Source organism: Actinomyces sp. B33, assembly GCF_028437565.1.
Taxonomy (GTDB): Bacteria; Actinomycetota; Actinomycetes; order Actinomycetales; family Actinomycetaceae; genus Pauljensenia.
Window position 1 is genome coordinate 247,071 of record NZ_JAMRYR010000002.1, and the last position, 21,226, is coordinate 268,296.

General features: G+C 71.7%; 18 protein-coding genes. 9 read left to right on the forward strand and 9 right to left on the reverse strand.

What is annotated here, in order from left to right; translation table 11 throughout:
* Positions 1–34: 34 nt before the first annotated feature.
* Positions 35–313, reverse strand: coding sequence for an MFS transporter (locus tag M3T53_RS03605; RefSeq protein WP_272433087.1), 279 nt, complete (start codon positions 311–313; stop codon positions 35–37).
* Between M3T53_RS03605 and M3T53_RS03610 the strand changes: the two genes are divergently transcribed.
* Positions 305–646: a hypothetical protein gene (locus M3T53_RS03610; protein ID WP_272433088.1), complete on the forward strand. Its 342-nt coding sequence runs from the start codon at positions 305–307 to the stop codon at positions 644–646. The two genes, M3T53_RS03605 and M3T53_RS03610, sit on opposite strands and share 9 nt — an antisense overlap.
* Positions 647–688: 42 nt before the next feature.
* On the opposite strand, the gene M3T53_RS03615 is transcribed toward M3T53_RS03610, so the two are convergent.
* The gene (locus M3T53_RS03615; protein ID WP_272433089.1) at positions 689–2,101 is read right to left on the reverse strand and encodes an MBL fold metallo-hydrolase RNA specificity domain-containing protein; all 1,413 of its coding nucleotides are present in this window, start codon (positions 2,099–2,101) and stop codon (positions 689–691) included.
* Positions 2,102–2,292: 191 nt separating this feature from the next.
* Between M3T53_RS03615 and tig the strand changes: the two genes are divergently transcribed.
* The 5 genes from tig (at position 2,293) to M3T53_RS03640 (ending at position 7,057) form a co-directional block, all read left to right on the forward strand.
* On the forward strand, positions 2,293–3,639 hold the full coding sequence (gene tig / locus M3T53_RS03620) for a trigger factor (protein ID WP_272433090.1): 1,347 nt from the start codon (positions 2,293–2,295) through the stop codon (positions 3,637–3,639).
* 284 nt (positions 3,640–3,923) lie between these two features.
* Positions 3,924–4,502 (forward strand): ATP-dependent Clp protease proteolytic subunit, encoded by a 579-nt coding sequence (locus M3T53_RS03625; RefSeq protein ID WP_272433300.1) that lies wholly within the window; start codon positions 3,924–3,926, stop codon positions 4,500–4,502.
* On the forward strand, positions 4,499–5,143 hold the full coding sequence (locus M3T53_RS03630; RefSeq protein ID WP_272433091.1) for an ATP-dependent Clp protease proteolytic subunit: 645 nt from the start codon (positions 4,499–4,501) through the stop codon (positions 5,141–5,143). Before M3T53_RS03625 ends, M3T53_RS03630 begins: the two co-directional genes overlap by 4 nt.
* A 299-nt stretch (positions 5,144–5,442) precedes the next feature.
* Positions 5,443–6,699, forward strand: coding sequence for an ATP-dependent Clp protease ATP-binding subunit ClpX (gene clpX, locus M3T53_RS03635; RefSeq protein WP_272433093.1), 1,257 nt, complete (start codon positions 5,443–5,445; stop codon positions 6,697–6,699).
* 16 nt (positions 6,700–6,715) lie between these two features.
* Complete coding sequence (locus tag M3T53_RS03640; RefSeq protein WP_272433095.1) at positions 6,716–7,057, forward strand: chorismate mutase; 342 nt, start codon at positions 6,716–6,718, stop codon at positions 7,055–7,057.
* Positions 7,058–7,110: 53 nt separating this feature from the next.
* Here the strand turns inward: M3T53_RS03640 and M3T53_RS03645 are convergent, their stop codons facing one another.
* The 5 genes from M3T53_RS03645 to M3T53_RS03665 form a co-directional block, all read right to left on the reverse strand.
* Complete coding sequence (locus tag M3T53_RS03645) at positions 7,111–9,045, reverse strand: AMP-dependent synthetase/ligase (protein WP_272433096.1); 1,935 nt, start codon at positions 9,043–9,045, stop codon at positions 7,111–7,113.
* 127 nt (positions 9,046–9,172) lie between these two features.
* A complete protein-coding gene (valS, locus tag M3T53_RS03650) occupies positions 9,173–11,908 on the reverse strand; it encodes a valine--tRNA ligase (protein WP_272433097.1) in 2,736 nt (911 codons plus the stop codon).
* A 91-nt stretch (positions 11,909–11,999) separates the two neighbouring features.
* Positions 12,000–13,349, reverse strand: coding sequence for a Na+/H+ antiporter family protein (locus M3T53_RS03655; protein WP_272433098.1), 1,350 nt, complete (start codon positions 13,347–13,349; stop codon positions 12,000–12,002).
* An 81-nt stretch (positions 13,350–13,430) separates the two neighbouring features.
* Positions 13,431–14,237, reverse strand: a complete 807-nt coding sequence (gene proC / locus M3T53_RS03660) for a pyrroline-5-carboxylate reductase (RefSeq protein ID WP_272433099.1) — start codon at positions 14,235–14,237, stop codon at positions 13,431–13,433.
* Between the two features lie 134 nt (positions 14,238–14,371).
* Positions 14,372–16,222: a helicase HerA-like domain-containing protein gene (locus M3T53_RS03665; RefSeq protein ID WP_272433101.1), complete on the reverse strand. Its 1,851-nt coding sequence runs from the start codon at positions 16,220–16,222 to the stop codon at positions 14,372–14,374.
* A gap of 293 nt (positions 16,223–16,515) precedes the next feature.
* Between M3T53_RS03665 and M3T53_RS03670 the strand changes: the two genes are divergently transcribed.
* The 3 genes from M3T53_RS03670 to holA all read left to right on the forward strand — a co-directional run bounded on the left by M3T53_RS03670 (position 16,516) and on the right by holA (position 19,965).
* A complete protein-coding gene (locus M3T53_RS03670) occupies positions 16,516–17,259 on the forward strand; it encodes a ComEA family DNA-binding protein (protein ID WP_272433102.1) in 744 nt (247 codons plus the stop codon).
* Positions 17,256–18,836, forward strand: coding sequence for a ComEC/Rec2 family competence protein (locus tag M3T53_RS03675; RefSeq protein ID WP_272433103.1), 1,581 nt, complete (start codon positions 17,256–17,258; stop codon positions 18,834–18,836). The genes M3T53_RS03670 and M3T53_RS03675 overlap by 4 nt, the downstream gene beginning before the upstream one ends.
* Before the next feature lie 142 nt (positions 18,837–18,978).
* Positions 18,979–19,965 (forward strand): DNA polymerase III subunit delta, encoded by a 987-nt coding sequence (gene holA, locus M3T53_RS03680; RefSeq protein ID WP_272433104.1) that lies wholly within the window; start codon positions 18,979–18,981, stop codon positions 19,963–19,965.
* A 105-nt stretch (positions 19,966–20,070) separates the two neighbouring features.
* On the opposite strand, the gene rpsT is transcribed toward holA, so the two are convergent.
* Positions 20,071–20,334: a 30S ribosomal protein S20 gene (gene rpsT, locus M3T53_RS03685; RefSeq protein ID WP_272433105.1), complete on the reverse strand. Its 264-nt coding sequence runs from the start codon at positions 20,332–20,334 to the stop codon at positions 20,071–20,073.
* Positions 20,335–20,569: 235 nt separating this feature from the next.
* Positions 20,570–21,151 carry a type II toxin-antitoxin system PemK/MazF family toxin gene (locus M3T53_RS03690; protein WP_272433106.1) on the reverse strand — a complete coding sequence of 194 codons (582 nt, stop codon included), beginning with the start codon at positions 21,149–21,151 and terminating at the stop codon, positions 20,570–20,572.
* Between the last annotated feature and the right edge of the window lie 75 nt (positions 21,152–21,226).

Sequence of the window (21,226 nt, forward strand, 5' to 3'; positions counted from 1 at the left end):
CGCCCACCGCCCCATTTCTCGTCTTCGTCAACTGTCACGGAACCGCTGGTGCGGCGTCGTTCGCCGGCGTCGGTATGGAGCGCATCGACGCCAGGGGAGTGGCCAGTGCGGGAAGGGCCGCGCAGGCGACGACCGTCGCCGCCATGAGGAGGCCGACGCCGAGCCCCCAGCGCTCGGAGACGAAGCCGCCGAGGAGGGAGCCCGCGGGCATGGCGCCCCACTCGGCGAAGCGCAGGGTCCCGAGGACTCGTCCCCGTGCCGAGGCCGGGGCGAGCGCTTGTCGCAGCCCCGCGGCAAGGGCTTGATGGAGCATGATCCCCAGACCCGTGAGCCCCGCGCCGACGTGGACGAGGACGAGGCCGGGGATGCTCGTCCGGCCGGCAGCCGTGAAGGCCGCGAGCCCGGCGGCCCCCACGAGAGGCCCCGCGACGTCGAGAAGGCCGCCCGGGCGACCACGCGCCTCGACTCCTTCGACATCGGCGTCGCCTCCGGCCAGGCCAGAATCATCCTCCGCTTCACCGCGCCCGACGAGTACACCGCTCGTCGCACCCACGCCGACCTCCTCCGAGCGGTCGCCGCCGTCGCGGACGTCCCACGGGCCCGCCTCGCCCTCGTCCGCGCCGGTCGCAGCGCCTTCCTCGACTGATCGGGCCCATCACGAGCCGACCCGGCGCCCGCCTCCCCGGCCTCAGCCCCGAGACGCCGAGATCGCCCCGACGTCGACCCGCTGGCCCGGTTCGGCCGCCACCGACTCGACCCCCAGCTCCTTACTCAACCGTCCGGCCAGCGCCGCCAGCGCCGACTCCTCCCCGTGGACGCAGAACACCCGGCTCGGCCGCGGCTCCAGCGCCGCCGCCCACTGCGTCAGATCCGACCCGTCCCCGTGCACGGAGAACTCCTCGTCGCGCACGATCCTCGCCCGCACCGCGACCTCCATCCCGTGCATCCTCAACGAGGTCGCCCCGTCCGCGAGCGCCCGCCCGCGGGTGCCGACCGCCTGGTATCCGGTCAAGACGACGCAATGACGCGGGTCGGGCAGCATCCGCTCCAAATGGTGGAGGACCCGCCCGCCCGTGGCCATCCCCGACGCGGAGATGATGATCGCGCTGCGCCCCAGAGAGTTCAGCGCCTTCGACTCCTCGACGCCGCGCACCTCGTGGACCTCCAGATGGGGCATCGTCAGCCCCCGGGCCTGCGGATTCAACTCCCCGGCCTGACCGCGCGCCCGATAGATCGACAGGGACGCCAACGCCATCGGCGAATCGACGTACACCGGCAGGCTCGGGATCCTCCCCTCGGCGACCATCTCGTCGAGCGCGAGGAGCACCACCTCGGTCCGGTCGACGGCGAACGCCGGGACGAGCACCGATCCGCCGGACGAGACCGCCTCGTTGATCGCCGAGGCGAACGCCTCATGCGCGGGCCCCTCGGGATCCATGTGCTCGCGGTCCCCGTACGTCGACTCGATGAGGAGCACGTCGGCGCCCTCGGGCACCTCGCGCGGACGCAGAACGGGGTGGGACGCGCGCCCCAGGTCGCCGGAGAAGAGGATCGCCCCGTCGGGGGTCGCCACCCGGATCGACGCCGAACCGAGGATGTGCCCGGCGCGCGTCCACGTCGCCTCCACGCCGTCCCCCAGGTCGAGGGGGCGGTCGAACTCGACCGAGCGCATCAGGGGCAGGGTCCGCTCGACGTCGCCGATCCGGTAGAGCGGCTGGGCGACAGCGTGCCGGGAGAACCCGTGGGCGTTGGCGAAGTCGGCGTCGCGCTCCTGGAGGAACGCCGAATCCCTCAGGACGATCTCGGCGAGGGCCAGGGTCGCGTCCGTCCCCCAGATCGAGCCGGAGAACCCGTTCTTCACCAGGCGCGGGAGGTAGCCCGTGTGGTCCATATGCGCGTGAGTCACGAGGACGTCGGTGATCGACGAGGGCGGGACGGGGAAATCCGACCAGTTGAGGAGACGGAGCCTCTTGACCCCCTGGAACATGCCGGCGTCGACGAGGATGCGGCGCAGGCCGGCGTCCGTGTCGACCTCGACGAGGTACTTCGACCCGGTGACGGTGCCCGCGCCCCCGAGGAACATCAGCGTCGTTGCTCCCATGGCCCCAGTGTGCTCGATCCGCGACCTCGACGCACGAGAATCGGAGCACGGGCCCAGGCGAGGGGAGGGCGGCCCGTGTGAGGCCCGACACCGGGAGGGCGGCGACATCGTCGATCGCCTGGCGTAGACTGGGCGAGTTGTCATGCGCCCGGTGAGGCGCCCCATTTGCCGACGTTTTGGAGTGCACGCCCGTGAAGAGCACCGTTGAGACTCTCGAACCGACCAAGGTTCGCCTGACCGTCGAGGTCCCCGCCGAGGACCTCGCGTCCGAGATGGACAAGGCCTACAAGGACATCGCCGGCCAGGTCACCATCCCCGGCTTCCGCAAGGGCCACGTCCCGGCGCGCATCATCGACCAGCGCTTCGGCCGCGCCGCCGTCATCGAGCAGGTCGTCAACGAGGTCCTCCCCGGCCACTACTCCGACGCGGTCGGGGAGAACGGCCTGCGCCCCATGGCCCAGCCCGAGATCGAGGTCACCGAGATCCCCGCCGTCACCGGCGCCTTCTCCGGCCAGCTCGTGTTCACCGCCGAGGTCCCCGTCGTCCCCGACTTCGACCTGCCCGAATTCGACGAGTCCACCGTCGTCACCGTCGACACCGCCGAGGTCACCGACGAGGACGTCGACAAGGAGCTCGACGAGCTGCGCGGCCGCTTCGCGACCCTCAAGACCATCACCCGCAAGGCCAAGACCGGCGACTTCGCGACCATCGACATGGTCGCCACCATCGACGGCGAGGAGATCGACTCGGTCTCCGACGTCTCCTACGAGATCGGCTCGGGCACCATGCTCGACGGGCAGGACAAGGCGCTGCGCGGCACCAAGGCCGATGAGGTCGTCACTTTCGCATCGACCCTCAAGGGCGGCGACCACGAGGGCGAGGAGGCCGAGGTGACGATCACCGTCAAGTCGGTCAAGGCCCGCGAACTGCCCAAGGCCGACGACGACTTCGCCCAGATGGTCTCCGAGTTCGACACCATGGACGAGCTCATGGACGACCTGCGGACCCAGGCGGCGGCGACGAAGACCTCCCAGCAGGCCCTCCAGGCCCGCGACCGGCTCGTCGAGCTCCTCCTCGACAAGACGGAGATCCTCCTGCCCGAGTCCGTCGTCGAGCACGAGGTCGGCCACCGCGTCGACGAGGGCGCCAAGCCCAAGGAGAAGAAGGAGGCCCGCGAGGCCGTCGAGAAGGAGCTGCGCACCGAGCTGCTGTCCGAGGCCATCGCCAAGAAGCTCGAGGTCCAGGTCTCCCAGCAGGAGCTCATCGACTACGCGATCCAGATGTCGCAGAACTTCGGCGTCGACATCAACCAGCTCTTCTCCTCCTCCCAGCAGATGGCGAACGTCGTCGCCGACCTGGGGCGCGCCAAGGCCCTCATCGAGGCGCTGCGCGTCGTCACCGTCAAGGACTCCGACGGCAACGACGTCGACCTGTCGGCGTTCCTCGGGCAGGACGCCGTCGACGCGGACGAGGACGCGCAGGACGAGGCCGACCCGCAGGCCGCTCAATCCGCCGAGGATACCGCCGACGAGCAGTGAGCGCGTCTCGCTGATCGCCTGATCGAACGAGAGTGGAGAGGGGCCCGGGCCCCTCTCCACTCTCGTCGTTCCCGCTGGGCGGGCCGACGTGCCTGGCGAGCGCGGGGCGCGGGGCTCGGGGGCGCAGGCGGTGCGCCGACAGCGAAAAGGCCCGGTTGGACGAGGCCGGGCCGCCCACCACCGGCTAGGTTGGAGGCCAGTGGGGTCCGGTAGGCGGACCCGGACATGGAGGAGGGCACGTGAACGACGTGCAGACGACCGCCGGCGGCGGCGACCAGACCCCGATGGGCCTGGGGGACTCGGTGTACCAGCGCCTGCTCAAAGAGCGCATCATCTGGCTCGGCGGCGAGGTCCGCGACGAGAACGCCAACGCGATCTGCGCCCAGATGCTCCTGCTCGCCGCCGAGGACCCGGACCGGGACATCTACCTGTACATCAACAGCCCCGGCGGATCCGTGACCGCGGGAATGGCCATCTACGACACGATGCAGTACATCAAGCCCGATGTCGTCACCGTCGCCATGGGGCTGGCCGCGTCGATGGGCCAGTTCCTCCTGACCGCCGGCGCCCCCGGGAAGCGCTTCATCACCCCGCACACCCGCGTCCTCCTCCACCAGCCCCTCGGCGGCGCCGGGGGATCGGCCACGGAGATCCGCATCAACGCCGACCTCATCCTCAAGATGAAGAAGGAGCTCGCCGAGATCACCGCCGAGCGCACCGGCAAGTCCGTCGAGCAGATCGAGGCCGACGCCGACCGCGACCACTGGTTCAGCGCCTACGAGGCCCTCGACTACGGGTTCGTCGACCGCGTCATCGAATCCCCCCAGGAGATCGGCACCCACCAGGACGGAGAGAACCGATGAGCACCGCCCCCTACTTCGAGGCAGTCGCGCGCCAGATGCCCCAGGCCCGCTACGTCCTGCCGAGCTTCGAGGAGCGCACCGCCTACGGGTTCAAGCGCCAGGACCCCTACGCCAAGCTCTTCGAGGACCGGATCGTCTTCCTCGGCGTCCAGGTCGACGACGCCTCCGCGGACGACGTCATGGCCCAGCTCCTCGTCCTCGAGTCCCAGGACCCGGACTCGCTCATCACGATGTACATCAACAGCCCCGGCGGCTCTTTCACGGCGCTGACCGCGATCTACGACACGATGCAGTACATCAAGCCGCACATTCAGACGGTGTGCTTGGGACAGGCGGCCTCCGCCGCGGCGGTCCTCCTCGCGGCCGGCTCCCCGGGTCGGCGCCTGGCCCTGCCCAACGCGCGCGTCCTCATCCACCAGCCCGCGATGGAGGGGATGCACGGGCAGGCCTCGGACATCCAGATCGTCGCCGACGAGATCGACCGGATGCGCCTGTGGCTCGAAGACACGCTCTCGCGCCACTCGGGGACCCCTGTCGAGCAGATCCGGCGCGACATCGAGCGCGACAAGATCCTCACGGCCGCCCAGGCCAAGGAGTACGGGCTCATCGACCAGGTCCTCGACTCCCGCAAGGGGGCCTGACCTCGGATCGACGATCGCTCCCCGTCCACGTCGGTGGCGGGGAGCGATCTGTGTTTCGACCAGGGGCGGGTACCATCGGTCCAGGCTGAGAATCACGTGTGGGGGATGGGCGAATGAGGTGAGGAGTAGATGGGGGCGCTCGCACGCCTCGCGCTCTGCCAATGGCGTGGAAGTACCGGCATGCATCGTCGATGCGACGCTGCCGCGCGCCCAATGGCGGACCGAACTCGCCTGCAATATCCTGACCCCTGTGATGATGCCCGAAACGGGGTGTCGACGAGTAAACGATGGAGGCCCGAGTGGCACGGCTCACCGACGGAGCGGAACTGCTCAAGTGCTCTTTCTGCGGGAAGAGCCAGAAGCAGGTCCGCAAGCTCATCGGCGGGTCCGGCGTGTACATCTGCGACGAATGCATCGACCTGTGCAACGAGATCATCGAGGAGGAGCTCGGCGATCAGCCCGCCCAGACGGCCGCCACGCCCCTGCCCAAGCCCCGGGAGATCAACGACTTCCTCGACTCGTGGGTCATCGGCCAGGACCGCGCCAAGAGGGCGCTCGCCGTCGCCGTGTACAACCACTACAAGCGCGTGCGCTCGCGCGAGGCCGGCAATGACGAGGACATGCTCGGCACCAAGTCGAACATCCTCCTCCTGGGCCCCACCGGCACCGGCAAGACCCATCTCGCCCGGTCCCTCGCCCGCCTCCTCCACGTGCCCTTCGCCATCGTCGACGCCACCGCCCTGACCGAAGCCGGCTACGTCGGCGAGGACGTGGAGAACATCCTCCTGCGCCTCATCCAAGAGGCCGACGGCGACATCAAGAAGGCCGAGCGCGGCATCATCTACGTCGACGAGATCGACAAGATCGGCCGCAAAGGCGAGAACGCCTCGATCACCCGCGACGTCTCCGGCGAGGGCGTCCAGCAAGCCCTCCTGAAGATCATCGAGGGCACCGTCGCCTCCGTCCCGCCCCAGGGCGGGCGCAAGCACCCCCATCAGCAGTTCCTCGAAATCGACACCTCCGGCATCCTGTTCATCGCCGCTGGCGCCTTCGCCGGCATCGAGGAGATCGTCAAAGCCCGCCTGGGCCAACGCTCCACCGGATTCGGCTCCGACCTGAAGTCCGCCGCCGAAATGGGCGACCTCTACGAGGCGATCACCGCCGAGGACCTCCACAAGTTCGGCATGATCCCCGAGTTCATCGGACGCCTGCCGATCCTCACCTCGACGAAGGAGCTCACCGAGGAGGACCTCGTGCGCGTCCTCACCGAGCCCCGCAACTCCCTGGTCCACCAGTACCAGCACCTCTTCGAACTCGACGGCATCGACCTGGAGTTCACCCGCGAGGCGCTCATGGCGATCGCCTCCCAGGCCAACGAGCGCAAGACCGGCGCCCGCGGCCTCTCGTCGATCATGGAGCAGACCCTCTCCGACCTCATGTTCGACCTGCCCAGCCGCGACGACGTCGCCCGCGTCGTCATCACCGCCGAGCACGTCGCCGGCACCGGCGCCGCCGAGCTGTACGCCGAGCGCTCCGCCGAGGTCCTCACCGCCTGAGCCAGGGAGCCCCACGATGAACGACGCGCAGGTCGCGGGCCCAGCCGACCCCGCGGGGGTCGACGTGCCCGCCGAACTGGCCGAGGCCCGCCGCACCATCGACAACATCGACGCCGCCCTCGTCCACATCCTCGCCGAGCGCTTCCGCTGCACCCAGCGGGTCGGGCACATCAAAGCCGCCTTCGGCCTGCCGCCCGCCGACCCCGCCCGCGAGGCCCGGCAGGTCGAGCGCCTGCGGGCCCTGGCCGCCCAGTCCGGCCTCGACCCCGACTTCGCCGAGACCTTCCTCGCGTTCATGGTGACCGAGGTGATCCGCCACCACGAGGCGATTCGGGCCGAATACCGTTCCGACTCCTGACGCGAGCGCCCGGACGCCGCCGACGACGGCGCAGCCGCCCGGCCGATGAACCGCTAGCGCCCCGACTCCTCGAGCGGCCCGCCGTAGATCTCGTCGATCTGGGCGGCGAAGCGCTCCAGAGCCGTAGTGCGCTTGACCTTCAACGAGGGGGTGAGCAGGCCGTTCGCCTCCGTGAAGTCCGTCGTCAACACCTTGATCTTGCGGATCGACTCGGCCCGCGACACGTGGGTGTTCGCCGCCTCGACCGCCTTCTCCAAGGAGGCGAGGACCTCGATGTTCGTCGCGGCCTCGCCGACCGACATCGACGGCAGCCCCCGGGCGTGCAGCCACGTCGGGAGCATCTCGGCGTCGAGGCTGATGAGGGCCGCGATGAACGGACGCTGATCGCCGACGACCAGGGCCTGGCTGATGAGCGGGTGGGCGCGCAGGTGGTTCTCCAGGGCCGCGGGAGCGACGTTCTTGCCGCCGGCGGTGACGATGATCTCCTTGGCGCGGCCGGTGATCCGCAGGTACCCGTCCCGGTCGAGGGAGCCGAGGTCGCCCGTGCGGAACCACCCGTCCTCGGTGAACGCGCGGGCGGTGGCCTCCGGATCATGGTGGTAGCCGACGAAGATCGACGGCCCCATGAGGAGGACCTCGCCCTCGTCGGAGATCTTCACCGACATCGGCGGCAGGGGAGGGCCGACCGTCGCGATCTTCGCCAGGCGGGGAGTCGACACGGACACGGGGCCGACCGTCTCGGTGAGGCCGTAGCCCTCGAGGACGGGGATGCCGATCCCCCGGTAGAAGTGGGCGAGCCAGGGGGCCAGGGGGGCGCCGCCGGAGATGATGTACTCGGCGTTGCCCCCGACGAGCCCCCGGATCGTCTGGTACACGAGGCGGTCGGCGAGGGCGCGCTGGGCCTTGAGCGCCTGGGACGGGCCCTCGGGCGTGTCGAGGGCCCGGGAGTAGTCGATGGCGACCTGGGCGGCCCAGCGGAACACCTTCTTCTTCGCGCCGCGCGAGGCCTTGGCGTCCGCGGAGTTGTAGATCTTCTCCAGGACGCGCGGGACGACGAGGAGGTAGCTCGGGCGGAACGACGCCAGGTCGGGCAGGAGCGACTTGATGTTCGGGACGTGGCCGAGGACGCCGTGCCCGGTGAGCTGGAACACCTGGAGGAATCGGGCGAAGACGTGGGCCAGGGGGAGGAACAGGAGCAGGCGCGACCCGTCGTGCATAGCGATCTCGGGCATCCACGCGTGCGAGTTGACGCACAGCTCGGTGAAGTTGCCGTGGTTGAGGACCGTCCCCTTCGGCGCCCCGGTCGTGCCCGACGTGTAGACGATGGTGGCGATCGACGCGGTCGTCAGGGACTCGGTGCGGGCCGCGACCTCGGCTCGGGCGACGGTCGCTCCCGTGTCGGTGATGGTCTCGACGGCTTCGGAGTCGAGGGACAGGACGGTCAGGCGGTCGCGTCCGCAGCGTTGGGCGGCGGCGCGCACGAGCTCGGCCATCGTCACGGTCTCGGCGACGACGAGGTCGACGTCGGCGTCGGTCAGGACGAATTCGATCTGGTCGATGGAACTCGTCTCGTAGATGGGGACGGGGACGAGGGCGGCGCTCCAGCAGGCGAAGTCGAGGAGCGTCCACTCGTACCGGGTCCGCGACATGATGGCGACGCGAGCGCCCGCCTCCAGGCCCATCCCGATGAGGCCCGCCGCCACGGCCTGGACCTCCTCGTAGAAGGTGCGGGCGGAAACGGGCTGCCACGTGTTCGACAGGGACTGCTTGCGCAGGATCAGGGGGCGCCGCGCCGAGCGCTGGACGCGCTGCTTGAGCAGGAGGGGGATCGTCGTCGACTCGTCGATGCGCACGAGGGTGGGGGCGTGCCATTCGAGGGCAGTCGTGCCCACCTCCTCGTCGGCGCCCGCCCCCTCCTGCGGGACGGCCGGGGCGGGTGTCTCGTCGGTCGGCCACTCGGCGCGGTCGGTGGTGTCTTCGCTGCTCATCGTCGCTCCTATCCGGGTCGGTCATCGGTCCGCGTCCAGGCTAACCCCGCAGGGCGCGCCTATGCGATGAGAAGAATCGGGGCGGGGAGTCCCTCATGGACGCCCCGCGGGCGCACGATCCGACGGATCAGCCCTTCTTCCTCGCCGGGGCCTCGCCCAACTCGAAGAGGCTGACGCGGGCCGCCTGATCGGCATCGTCCGAATCGCCCGCCGCCGTCAGCACCAGGGCCCCCGGCACCGTCTTCGAGGCCGCCTCCAGGTCCGCGACCACCGTCGCCAGGGCGTCGAGATGGGACTCGGGGGCCTCGACGGTGACCGACAGGAACGGGGTGCGCGGGGAGACCTTCGCCTCCGACTTCACGCGGCGCAGGGCGATGAGAGCGCCCGACGCCGCCGCCAGGACCTCCCGCTGCCCGCCCGCCTCGTCGAGGGCCTCGACGGTCGGCCACGCCGCCAGGTGCACCGAGCCGGGCCGGTACCAGCTCCACACCTCCTCGGTGACGAACGGCAGATACGGCGCCAAGAGGCGGACCACGGTGTCGATGACGATCGCCAGCGCCGCGCGAGCGGACCTGGCCTGCTCGGACGACCACGCGCCCTCGCGGTTGTACGCGCGCTCCTTGACCAGCTCCAGGTAGTCGTCGCAGAACGTCCAGAAGAACGACTCGGTGACCTCCAGGGCCCGCGCGTGATCGTAGGACGCCAACGACGCCGACGCCGACGCGACGACCTCGCGCAGCTCGGCGAGGACCGAGCGGTCCAGGGCCTCGGTCACATGCGACGGATCCAGGTCGAGGGCGACGCCCTCCCCGCCCATCGTCAGCGCGAACTTCGAGGCGTTGAGCACCTTGATCGCCAGGCGCCGCCCGATCTTCATCTGCGACTCGTCGAACGCCGGGTCCAGCCCCAGGCGCGCCGACGCCGCCCAGTAGCGCACGGCGTCCGAACCGTACGTGTCGAGCAGTCCCATGGGGGTGACGACATTGCCCTTCGACTTCGACATCTTCTTGTGGTCGGAGTCGAGGATCCACCCGGAGATGCCCGCGTGCCGCCACGGCAGGGCGCCGAACTCCAGGTGGGCGCGCACGACGGTGGAGAACAACCACGTGCGGATGATGTCCTGGCCCTGGGGGCGCAGATCCATCGGATACGTGCGGGAGAACAGATCCTCGTCGTCGAGCCAACCGCACGCCAGCTCCGGCGACAGGGAAGAGGTCGCCCACGTATCCATGATGTCGAGCTCGCCGACGAAACCGCCGGGCTCGCCGCGCTGATCCTCCGTGAACCCCTCGGGGGCGTCCGTCGACGGGTCGACGGGAAGCGAGTCCTCCGAGGGCGTGAGGATGTCGGAGTAATCGACCTCGCCGTCCTCGCGGACCCTGTACCACAGGGGGAAGGGGACCCCGAAGAAGCGCTGGCGCGAGATCAACCAGTCGTTGTTCAGGCCCGTCACCCAGTTCTCGTAGCGCACCCGCATGAAGTCCGGGTGGAAATCCAGCTCGCGCCCGCGCTCGACGAGCTCGGCGTTGAGGTCCCCGCCCGTCGCCGGGTTCGTCCACTCGCGCCCGCCGTTGCGGATGTACCACTGGCGCGACGTGACGATCTCCAAGGGCTTGTCGCCCTTCTCGAAGAAGTTCGTTTGACGCAGCGTCTTCGTCGGCTCGCCGCGCAGCTCGCCCGAGGCGCGGAGCCTCTCGACGACCGCCTCCCGGGCCGAGAACGTCGTCTTCCCGGCGATCTCGGCGAACGCGGCGGCGCCCTCGTCGGAGACGATCCACTCCGGGACGTCGCCCTGGATGCGCCCGTCCTTGCGCAGGATCGCCCGCAGCGGCAGCCCCAGGTCGCGCCACCAGTCGATGTCGGTGGTGTCGCCGAAGGTGCAGCACATCGCGATGCCCGCGCCCTTGTCCATCTCCGCCTCCGGGTGGGCGAGGACCGGCACCTCGACGCCGTAGACCGGCGAGGCGACCGTCGTGCCGAACAGGGGCTGGTAGCGCTCGTCATCGGGATGGGCGATGAGGGCGACGCAGGCGGCGAGCAGCTCGGGACGGGTCGTCTCGATGCACACGTCGACGCCGTCCTCGACCGGCGCGCCGGCGGCAGCGGCGCGAGCCGCGGCGTCCGCATCCGTCAGGTGGAAGGCGATGCGGTGGTAGAAGCCCGGGTACTCGCGGGATTCCAACTCGGCCTGGGCGACCGCCGTCTGGAAGGTCACGTCCCACAGGCCCGGGGCCTCCGCCTGATAGGCCTCGCCGCGCGCGAGGTTGCGCAGGAAGGCGGCCTGGGCGACCTTGCGGGCGCGCCGCCCGATCGTCTGGTAGTTCTGCGTCCAGTCGACCGACAGGCCCAGGTGGCGCCACAGCGCCTCGAACTGGGCCTCGTCCTCGACGGTCAGGCGCTCGCACAGCTCGACGAAGTTCTTGCGCGAGATCGGCTGCTGGTCGCGGGCCTTGATCGACTTGCCGTCACCGCCCTCGTGCGGCGGCACGAAGCCCTCGACGTAGGGCAGGGTCGGGTCGACGCGGACCCCGTAGTAGTTCTGGACGCGGCGCTCGGTCGGCAGGCCGTTGTCGTCCCAGCCCATCGGGTAGAACACGGACTTCCCGGTCATCCGCTGGTAGCGGGCGATGACGTCGGTGTGCGTGTAGGAGAAGACGTGGCCGACGTGCAGCGAGCCCGAGACGGTCGGCGGAGGAGTGTCGATCGAGTAGACGTCGGCCCGATCGGCCGTCCGATCGAAGGCGTAGGTCCCCTGAGCATCCCACTGCTCGCCCCACTTGGCCTCCAGGCCCTCGGCCCCGACCCGATCGGGAACCTGCGGAGGGGCGACGGTCGTGGGGGTGATGTCGGGGCGCTGTGCCATGTCGTGTGCTCTCCATCCGAGTCGTGGACCTGTACCCGCCCAGCGTACTAGGAGGAGGTGCCGCCTCCGTCCACACCCGGAGCGGTCGGCGTCACAGGACCATCGACGCGAGCCACCCGCCGACGAGGAGGGGGACGTTGAAGTGGAGGAACGTCGGGATCACCGTGTCGCGGATGTGATCGTGCTGGCCATCGACGTTCAGGCCGGTCGTCGGGCCGAGCGTCGAGTCCGAGGCCGGCGACCCCGCGTCGCCCAGGGCGCCGGCGGTGCCGATGAGGGCCACGGTCGCCAGCGGGGAGAAGCCGAGGGAGGCGCACAGCGGCACGTAGATCGCCGAGATGATCGGCAGCGTCGAGAACGACGAGCCGATGCCCATGGTGATGACAAGCCCGACGAGGAGCATCGCCAAGGAGGCGACGAGTCGGGAGCCCGCGAAGAGGTCCGCCGTGTGCTGGACGAGGGGGTCGATGTCCCCCGACGCCTTGAGGACCGAGGCGTACCCCTGGGCGGTGATCATGATGAGGCCGATGAGGGACATCATCTTCATCCCGCCGGTGAAGACGTCGTCGGCCCTGGCCCACGGGACCACCCGCATGAACAGGAGGAGGCACAGGCCGACGAGCGAGCCGACGAGGAGCGGGTCCGCCTCAGTGCCGATGAGGGTCAGCCACGTCTGGATGACGAAGCAGGCGACGAGGGCGACGACCGCCGCCCACACCTTGCGCATCTCGACGGGCTCGTCCGTCCGGCGCGAGAACTCACCGTCGACGACCGCGTAGTCGCGGGGCCTGCGGTAGGAGAAGAACAGGGCGATGAGCAGGCCGACGAGCATCGACGCCGCGGGGATCGCCATCGCCGAGACCGGCGACACCCCCGTCAGGTCCATGCCCGCGTCCTCGATGTTCTTCAAGAGGATGTCGTGCAGATAGATCCGGCCGAATCCGACGGGCAGGAACATGTAGGCGGTGACGACGCCGAAGGTGATCGCGCAGGCGACGGCCCGACGGTCCATCCGCAAGGCGGTCATCACGCCGATGAGCGGGGGGATCAGCAGGGGGATGAAGGCGATGTGGATGGGGATGACGTTCTCGGCCATGACGCCCATGGCGACGGTGCCGCCGAGGATCCCCCAGCGGGTCCAGCGCGCGGCGCGACCGGAGGCCCCGTCGGAGCCCCCGGTCCTGCCGATGAGCCAGTCCGCGAGGAGTCGGGGCAGGCCCGAGTGGGCGACGGCCATCGCGAACGCCCCGAGGAGCGCGTACGACAGGGCGATCCGGGCGCCCCCGGACAGGCCGTCCTGGAAGGCGACCATCGTCCCCTCCAGACCCATCCCCGCGGTCAGGCCCGCGAGGAGGGCGGCGACGAAGAGGGAGATGACGACGTGCACCCGAGCGACGGAGAGCACGAGCATGACGATGACGGAGAGGAGGACGGCGTTCATGGCTTCCTGGATCGTGTGACGGCAGCGGGCGGTCCGCGCGGGAGCGCGGGGCCGAGGCGATGGTACGGGACGGGCGTCGGGTCAGGCGAGGTCGGCGTCCCGCGCGACCGCGGCATCGACGGCGGCGACGAGGGCGGAGGACAGTCCGGCGTCCTCGGCGGCGAGGAGGCCCGCGATCGTCGTGCCCCCGGGGGAGCACACCTGGTCGATGAGCCGGGACGGGATCTCCCCGTCGCGGCTCGCCGCCAGGACGAGTCCCGCCGACCCGAGGACGGACTGGGCCGCGAACTGGGTGGCCGCGGCCTTCGTCAGGCCGTGCTTGACCCCGGCGCGCGCGAGGGCCTCGATGATCTGGAACACCCACGCGGGCGAGCAGCCGGCGATGGCCTGGAACGCGGGGAAATCCCGCTCCGCGATGCGGGCGACGGAGCCGACGGAGGCCATCAGCGAGGCGACGGCCTCGATCTGCTCCTCGGAGGCGCCGGCCGCGCAGATCGCGCTCATCGATTGGCCGATCTGGGCGTTGACGTTGGGCATGACGCGGACGAGGGGGACTCGGGCCCCGAAGTCGTCGGAGATGGCGTCGAGGGTGCGCCCGGCGGCCAGCGAGACGACGAACATCTCGGGGCGATCGCGGACGATGTGGGAGACCTGCTCGATGACCGCGGGCTGGACGCCGGGCTTGACGGCCAGGACGAGCATGTCGACCTGGTGGGCGAGCGAGCCGTTCGAACGGGCGGTCCGGGCGCCGAGCTCGTCCGCCAGGCGCTGGGCGGAGTCCCCGCTCAGGCTCGTGAACGTCAGATCCGATGCCGCAAGCCCCGCTGAGACGGCTCCCCGTGCGATGGCCGCGGCCATGTGGCCCGCGCCGATGAATCCGATGCGCATTTCCGCTCCTCGTCGTGATGGGTCCTGACCAGGTCCCGCATGGGCCAATCTAACCCGATGGGGGAGGGGTTCGTCGGAGCGTCCGGCCACCCGCGTCTGCGGGCGCCGAGCCGGGGCATGCCGGCCCGCCGCCCCTAGCGCCTGCGGGTGCCGAAGATCGACCGGGTGATCTCGCGGCCCGCGGTGCGCAGAACCGACCCGAGGACGGACTCGACCTGTCGGGTGCGCCGCTCGGCGGCCCTGCGCCGGGCGGCCTCCTCCTTCTCCCGCTGCCTCTGGGCGTCGCGGGCGGCCCGCTCGGCCTCCTTGGCCGCCGCCGCGCGCTCCTTGGCCAGGCGCTTCTCCAGGTCGGCTGCGTCCTTCTCGGCCTGCTTGCGTGCGGCCTCGGCGGCCTCGGCCCGGCGGCGCTCCTCCTCGGCGAGGGCGGCGCGCGCCGCGAGCTTCTCCTCGGCCGATTCGGGGTTGACGGCGTCGGCGTAGCGCGGCATCAGCGACGAGGAGGCGTTCAGGCGCGCGATCGTCTGCTCGGTCGCCGGCCCCATGACGGAAGCCGGGGCCCACAGGGCCGTCGGCGCCACCGGGGTGGGGCGGCCGTCCTCCCCGAGGACGGTGACGACGGCCTCGCCGGTGCCCAGGTTCGTCAGGACCTCGTCGAGGACGAGGTCGGTCTGCGGGAACGTCTGGACGGTGGCCTTGAGCTTCTTGTGGTCCTCCGGGGTGATGGCCCGCAGCCCGTGCTGGATGCGCGACCCCAGCTGGGCGAGGACATCGGAGGGGATGTCCTTGGGGGTCTGGGTGACGAAGACGACGCCGACCCCCTTCGAACGGATCAGGCGGACGGTCTGGACGACTTGGCGGAGGAACTCCTTCGTCGCGTCGGCGAAGAGGAGGTGGGCCTCGTCGAAGAAGAAGACGAGGCGGGGCCTGTCGGGATCGCCGACCTCGGGGAGGGTGGAGAAGAGGTCTGCGAGGAGCCACATGATGACCGCGGACACCAGGGCCGGGCGGGAGGAGATGTCGCCGACGCCCAGGAGGGAGACGACCCCTTTCCCGGAGGCGTCGACGCGCAGCAGGTCGGCCGTGTCGAATCCGGGATCGCCGAAGAAACGATCGGCTCCCTGGGACTCGAGGGCGGTCAGGGTGCGCAGAATAACGCCGGCGGTGGCCTTGGAGACCCCGCCGATCCCCTCGAGCTCGGCCTTCCCGTCGGCGCTGGTCAAGAACGAGATCACGGCGCGCAGGTCCGCCAGATCGACGAGCTCCAGGCCTCGCTCGTCCGCCCAGGAGAACACGAGCTGGAGGGCCTGCTCCTGAGTGGTGTTGAGGCCAAGGGCGCGTGACAGGAGGATCGGGCCGAAGTCGCAGACGCGGGCGCGGATCGGGGTGCCGGGGAACTGGACGGACAGCCCTCCCAGGTCGAGGAGTTCGAGGGGGAAGGAGTCCGGCGCCCACGCCTGCCCGTTCGCCGAGGTGCGGGCCAGGAGCTTGTCCGAGGGGGAGCCGGCCTCGGACAAGCCGGTCAGGTCGCCCTTGACGTCGCAGAGGACGACGGACGAGCCGGCCGCGGACAGACCCTCGGTCAGGAGCTGGAGGGTGCGGGTCTTCCCGGTGCCGGTCGCGCCGGCGACGAGCAGGTGGCGGTTGACCGTCGACAGGGGCATCGAGGTCGTCACGCCGGGCAGCCGGGCGCCGTCCTCGATGAGCGCGCCGAGGGTGATCGAGGGCCTCTCGAAGGAGTAGGCGCCGCGGATCCCCTCGGCGAACGGGGACAGGGGGGCGTGGGGCTCCGGGACGGGCGCCGGGTCCTGGGGCGCGGGATCCGCGCTCGCGGAAGAGTCCCCAGCGGGTGCCGAGGCGTGGTCGGCGGCGGCGAGCCGGGCCCGGAGGGCCTCCGCTTTGGCCTGGGCCGCTTCGGCCTGGGCGGCTTTCGCCTCGGCCTCGGCCTGGGCGAGCTGGGCGCGCAGTTCCTCGATGTCCTCGCTCATCGTGTTCCCCTCGGGTCGGTGGTGCTGGGACGATCCTAGAGGAGTCTGGCCCCACGGGGCCGCCGCGGCGCCCGACGCCGGGGCGGACGGGCAAGAACCGGAGGCTCGCCCTCTTCGCGGGCGATGCGCGGTGCTCGCGGGGCGGGTCCGCTCACAGGGGCGGTCCTCATCGACGATCTGGCCGATTGACTGCGCAGCCGCAGTGGCCTCCACAGGCGGCGGTGGGCCCATTCGATCCACAGGGGGCCGGGACCCGCTCGTCGTGTCGGCGGCCCGCGTCCTACTGTGCCCGCATGGATCGAGCGACGAGGATCAGGCTGCGCGCCCTGACGCGCGCCGTCTACGACTCCTCCCCGTCGGCCGCCCCTCGGCCGGACCGGATCCATCGGCTCCTCCCCTCGGCGCGGTCCGTGATGGTGCTCCTGGCCGTCGTGGCCGGGCTCTGCCTCCTGTCCCTGTGGCGCCTGTCGGGAGCACCTGGGGAGCCCGTCGCCGACGCCCCGCACTCGGCGGGCGAGGACGCGGCGGAGCCGACGGCCCGGGACCGGGGCCCGGCGCCCCCATCGCCGCGAGGGGAACCGCTTGCCGCCGAGCAGTCCGGCGCCGAGGGGATCGTCGTCCACGTCGTCGGGGCGGTCGCCGCGCCGGGCGTCGTCCGGCTGCCCCCCGGGTCCCGGGCGCAGGACGCGATCGCCTCGGCCGGGGGAGCCCTGCCCGAGGCGGACACGGCGGCCATCAACCTCGCCCGGCCGGTCGTCGACGGGGAGCAGATCGTCGTCCCCACGGCCGGCGAGGAGGGCGCCGCGCCGAGCGCCCCGGGAGGCGGGGTAGGAGGGGCGCCTGCTCCGTGCGTCGACCTGAACACGGCCGACGCCGCCGCCCTCGAGTCCCTCGACGGAGTCGGGCCGGCCCTGGCAGCCCGGATCGTCGCCCATCGGGAGGCGCACGGGCCCTTCGCGTCGGTCGGGGACGTCGATGACGTCCCCGGGATCGGACCGGCCCTCGTCGAGCGGATCGGGGCGGGGGCCTGCCCATGACCCCGCCGCGCCCCGTTCCCGACATGATCGACCTGCGCCTCGTCCCCGCCGCGTGCCTGGGGTGGGCGGCGTCGTGGACGACCACGTCCCCGCTCGTCGACGGGAGGGCGTCGCTGTGGATCGGCGCCTGCCTGGCCGTCGTCTGCCTCGTCCTGTGCGCGTGGGCGACGGCCGGGCGCGGGCCCCGCGGAGGCGCTCACGCTCTGACGCCGGGAGGATCCGTCCGGATGGCCGCCGCCCTCGCCTGCGCCGTCGCCCTGTGCTGCGCCCTGACGGGGGCGGCTGCCCGCGCCCGCCACGACGCCGACCCCGCCGTCGTCGCCGCCGCGGGCGGGGGAGGCCTGGACCTCCTCGTCGAGCTGGCCGGGGACCCCGCGCCGGGCGGGCGCCCCATCGACGCCTCTTTCTTCTCCGCGGACGCCAGGGTCTTCGCCGTCGTCGACGGGTCGGGCCTGCGGCGGCCCTCGCGCGCCCTCGTCCGGATCCGCGCGCGCGACTGGGGGCCCTACGCGCGCGGGGACCGACTGCGCGTCCGTGGGCGCGTCGACCCCTCCTTCCACTCCGACGCGCCCTTCATCGGCGAGCTCCGCGCGCAAGCGGAGACACTGATCGAACGACCACAGGGATGGGAGTCGTGGGCGAGGGCGACCCGCTCGGGGCTCGTCCGGGCGTGCGCCGGGCTTCCCGACCAGGGGCGGGCCCTCGTCGCGGGGATGGCGGTCGGGGACGACCGGGCGATGACTGGGGACCTGGCGACCGCGATGCGCCGCACCTCCCTGACCCACCTGGTCGCCGTCTCCGGCTCCCACATCGCCGTCGTCCTGGGGGCGGTGACCCACCTCCTGCCGTCCCGGCGCGCGTGGCGGGCGCCGGCGACCCTCGTGGTGCTCGCCGGAGTCGTCGCCCTCGTCGGCCCCGAGCCGTCGGTCCTGCGCTCGGTCGCGGTCGCGGCCGTCGGCGTCGCCGGCCTCGCCCTGGGACGGGCGGGGCAGTCGATGACGGCCCTGGCGGCCGTGGTCGTCGCCGCCCTCGTCTGGAGCCCCTGGGCGTCGCGCAGTGTCGGCTTCGCCCTGTCGGTCGGCGCCACCGCCGGGGTCGTCGGCCCGGCGGCCCGACTGACCGCCTGGGCGGACGCGAGGCTCCGGGACGACACGGCCCCGGGCAGGGCCTGCCGGCGCCTCGTCGGCCTCATCGCGGTGCCCGTCTGCGCCCAGGGATGCGTCCTGCCGATCCTCCTGGCCCTCGACAACCGCGCCCCGGTCTGGTCGGTCCTCGCCAACGTCCTCGCCGGGCCCGCCGTCGCCCCGGCGACGATCCTCGCCCTGGCGTGCGCCCTCGTCTCGCCCGTGGCGCCGGGCGCGGCCGAATCACTCGCGGGGATCGCGTCGCTGTTCACCGGATGGGTGGCGGGAGTGGCCCGAACCCTCGCCGAATGGCCGGGGGCTGAGGTCGAAGTCCCCGGGGGGCCGGCCGGGGCTCTCGCGGGATACGCCGCCGCGGCGGTCCTCGTCCTCGTCGGCTCGGCGACGCGCAGGAGGCGGCGTGCCGCCGAGCGCCGACGCCGCGCGGAGCCGTGATCGACAGGGGACGCGGCGGTCGCGGGAGTCGGGACTGACGGGCGGGGCCCCGGCCGGCGCGGGTGACGCAGACGAGGCAGGCGCGTGGGACACTGGTGCCCTGACGGGCCCGGTACCGGGCGCACCGATCCGGAGGGGACAGATGCCGACGAGGAAGCAGGCCGACCGCGGCCCGGTGGAGATCCGGCTCGCCCCCGTCGTCCTCGTCAAGGGATCCGAGGGCGTCCTCGTCGACCGCGCCCTCGACTCCCTGCGCGCCCAGGCCCTCCAGGCCGATCCCGCCGTCGAGCGCACCGACCTGTCGGCCGCCTCCTACCAGTCCGGCCAACTCGGCGTCATCGCCTCCCCGTCCCTCTTCGGGGAGTCGAGGCTCATCATCGTCCCCGATCTCGAGGCGATGAGCGACGCCCTCGCCGAGGACCTCCTCGCCTATATCGCCGATCCCGCCGACGACGTCTGGCTCCTCCTCGTCCACCCCGGCGGCAACGCCCGCGGCAAGAAGGTCGTCGACGCCGTCGCCAAGGCCCGATGGCCGGTGATCCCGGCCGATCCGATCAAACGGGACTCCGAGAAGCTCGACCTGGTCCGCGCCGACGTGCGCGCCGCCCGACGCCAGATGGACGCCGAGGCCATGCAGGCCCTCGTCGACGCCCTCGGCTCCGACCTGCGCTCGATGTGCGCCGCCGTGTCCCAGCTCCTGTCCGACGTCCAGGGGAGGATCACCATCGACGACGTCCGCCGCTACCAGGCCGGCCGCATCGAGGCCACCGGGTTCGACGTCGCCGACGCCGCCGTCCTGGGGGACACGGCCCGGGCCCTGACCCTCCTGCGCCACGCCTACGCCACCGGGGTCGACCCCCAACCGATCATCATCGCCCTGGCGATGAAGTTCCGGGCCCTGGCGAAGGTCTCAGTCGCCGGCTCCAAGGGCCCCGGGGCGCTCAAGATGGCTCCCTGGCAGATCGACCGGGCTAGGCGCGAGCTGCGCGGGTGGACCGACCAATCGCTCGCCGGCGCGATCCGGGCGCTCGCCGTCGCCGACGAGGAGACCAAAGGGGCGTCGCGCGACCCCCACAGGGCCGTCGAGAAGGCCGTCATCACGATCTGCCGACTGCGCGGCGCCCGCTGACAAGCCGACCCGCCGGCTCACCTCCTGAACGGGGCCTCGCGGTCCTCGTACAACGCGTCGGGCCGCCCCCACTGGGGGCGGCCCGACGTCGACAGGACTGTTCGGTCAGCCGAGCTTCGACACGCGCTTGGCGAGCTTCGACTTGCGGTTCGCGGCCTGGTTCTTGTGGATGACGCCCTTCGAAACGGCCTTGTCGAGCTTGCGCGAGGCGACCTTCAGGGCCTCGAGGGCCTGCTCCTTGTCGCCGGCCTCGACGGCCTCGCGGGTCTTGCGGACCAGGGTCTTGAGCTCGGACTTCACCGCCTGGTTGCGCACGCGGCGCTTCTCGTTGGTGCGGATCCGCTTGATCTGGGACTTGATATTCGCCACAGTCGGGTCACTCCTTGATTGGAAAACGTACAGGGTCGGTGAGGGCTGTGTCGGAGCCGGGACTGGGACGTGGGGACATCCGTGAACGGCTCAGACCAGACCCCCTGCCCGACCAGGCGCGGGAGTCCGACCGCTAACGATACCAGCGACCGCCGCGTCCTCTCCAATCGCGCACGGCCCTTCGGGAGTGAAGGCGCTCACGCCCAGGCGGTCGGGCCCCGGCCCCGCCGGTCCGCTACGCGCGGGCCCGCATCGCCTCGACGACGGCCTCCCACGTCGCGCGCGGCAGCGCCGCGCCCTCGCGCCTGACCTCCTCGACCGGCACCCACAGGGCCCTGTCCAGGCGGACCTCGGAGGGGCGCCCCCGCGGATCCCACGGTCCCGAGCCGATGTCGAGCCAATGCCGGCCCCACCGGGCCTCCTGCGCGGCGTCCCGGTCGTGATCCTTCGACGTCAACTGGGCGACGTACACGCCCCGGCCCTCGCGCCCGATGACGACGACCGGACGATCCTTCCCGCGGCTCGCGTCCTCCTCGTAGGGGACCCATGTCCACACGACTTCTCCGGGATCGGCGGCGCCATCGGCCTGCGGGGCGTACCGGGCGTGGGTCAGGGCCTCGGCGACCTCGACCTGACGGATCCGCCGCTGCCCGGTGGGCGTCGGCTCCGCCGCGCCGGCGCGCGCCGTGCGGGGCTCGGGACGGGGGCGCCCATCGCGATCGCGCTCCCGGAGGGGGCGCGGCTTCGCGCTCGCTCCGACGAGGTCGCGCAGCACTGAGACCGCGAGGGCCACCAGGCGTTCGCTCGGTGAGGCCATGAGTCCTCCCACAGGTTCGGTCGAGCCGTCGGTTCGCGGCATCGCAGACGCAGACGACTGTAGGCGATCGTCCGA

Bases quoted from the DNA above. Each gene is read 5' to 3' on its own strand.
- M3T53_RS03645 (WP_272433096.1), bottom strand. From the start codon at position 9,045: ATGAGCAGCGAAGACACCACCGACCGCGCCGAGTGGCCGACCGACGAG.
- M3T53_RS03640 (WP_272433095.1), top strand. From the start codon at position 6,716: ATGAACGACGCGCAGGTCGCGGGCCCAGCCGACCCCGCGGGGGTCGAC.
- valS (WP_272433097.1), bottom strand. From the start codon at position 11,908: ATGGCACAGCGCCCCGACATCACCCCCACGACCGTCGCCCCTCCGCAG.
- M3T53_RS03690 (WP_272433106.1), bottom strand. From the start codon at position 21,151: ATGGCCTCACCGAGCGAACGCCTGGTGGCCCTCGCGGTCTCAGTGCTG.
- M3T53_RS03615 (WP_272433089.1), bottom strand. From the start codon at position 2,101: ATGGGAGCAACGACGCTGATGTTCCTCGGGGGCGCGGGCACCGTCACC.
- M3T53_RS03625 (WP_272433300.1), top strand. From the start codon at position 3,924: ATGGGCCTGGGGGACTCGGTGTACCAGCGCCTGCTCAAAGAGCGCATC.
- M3T53_RS03610 (WP_272433088.1), top strand. From the start codon at position 305: ATGGAGCATGATCCCCAGACCCGTGAGCCCCGCGCCGACGTGGACGAG.
- M3T53_RS03630 (WP_272433091.1), top strand. From the start codon at position 4,499: ATGAGCACCGCCCCCTACTTCGAGGCAGTCGCGCGCCAGATGCCCCAG.
- M3T53_RS03665 (WP_272433101.1), bottom strand. From the start codon at position 16,222: ATGAGCGAGGACATCGAGGAACTGCGCGCCCAGCTCGCCCAGGCCGAG.
- M3T53_RS03605 (WP_272433087.1), bottom strand. From the start codon at position 313: ATGCTCCATCAAGCCCTTGCCGCGGGGCTGCGACAAGCGCTCGCCCCG.
- proC (WP_272433099.1), bottom strand. From the start codon at position 14,237: ATGCGCATCGGATTCATCGGCGCGGGCCACATGGCCGCGGCCATCGCA.
- M3T53_RS03670 (WP_272433102.1), top strand. From the start codon at position 16,516: ATGGATCGAGCGACGAGGATCAGGCTGCGCGCCCTGACGCGCGCCGTC.
- M3T53_RS03655 (WP_272433098.1), bottom strand. From the start codon at position 13,349: ATGAACGCCGTCCTCCTCTCCGTCATCGTCATGCTCGTGCTCTCCGTC.
- M3T53_RS03675 (WP_272433103.1), top strand. From the start codon at position 17,256: ATGACCCCGCCGCGCCCCGTTCCCGACATGATCGACCTGCGCCTCGTC.
- holA (WP_272433104.1), top strand. From the start codon at position 18,979: ATGCCGACGAGGAAGCAGGCCGACCGCGGCCCGGTGGAGATCCGGCTC.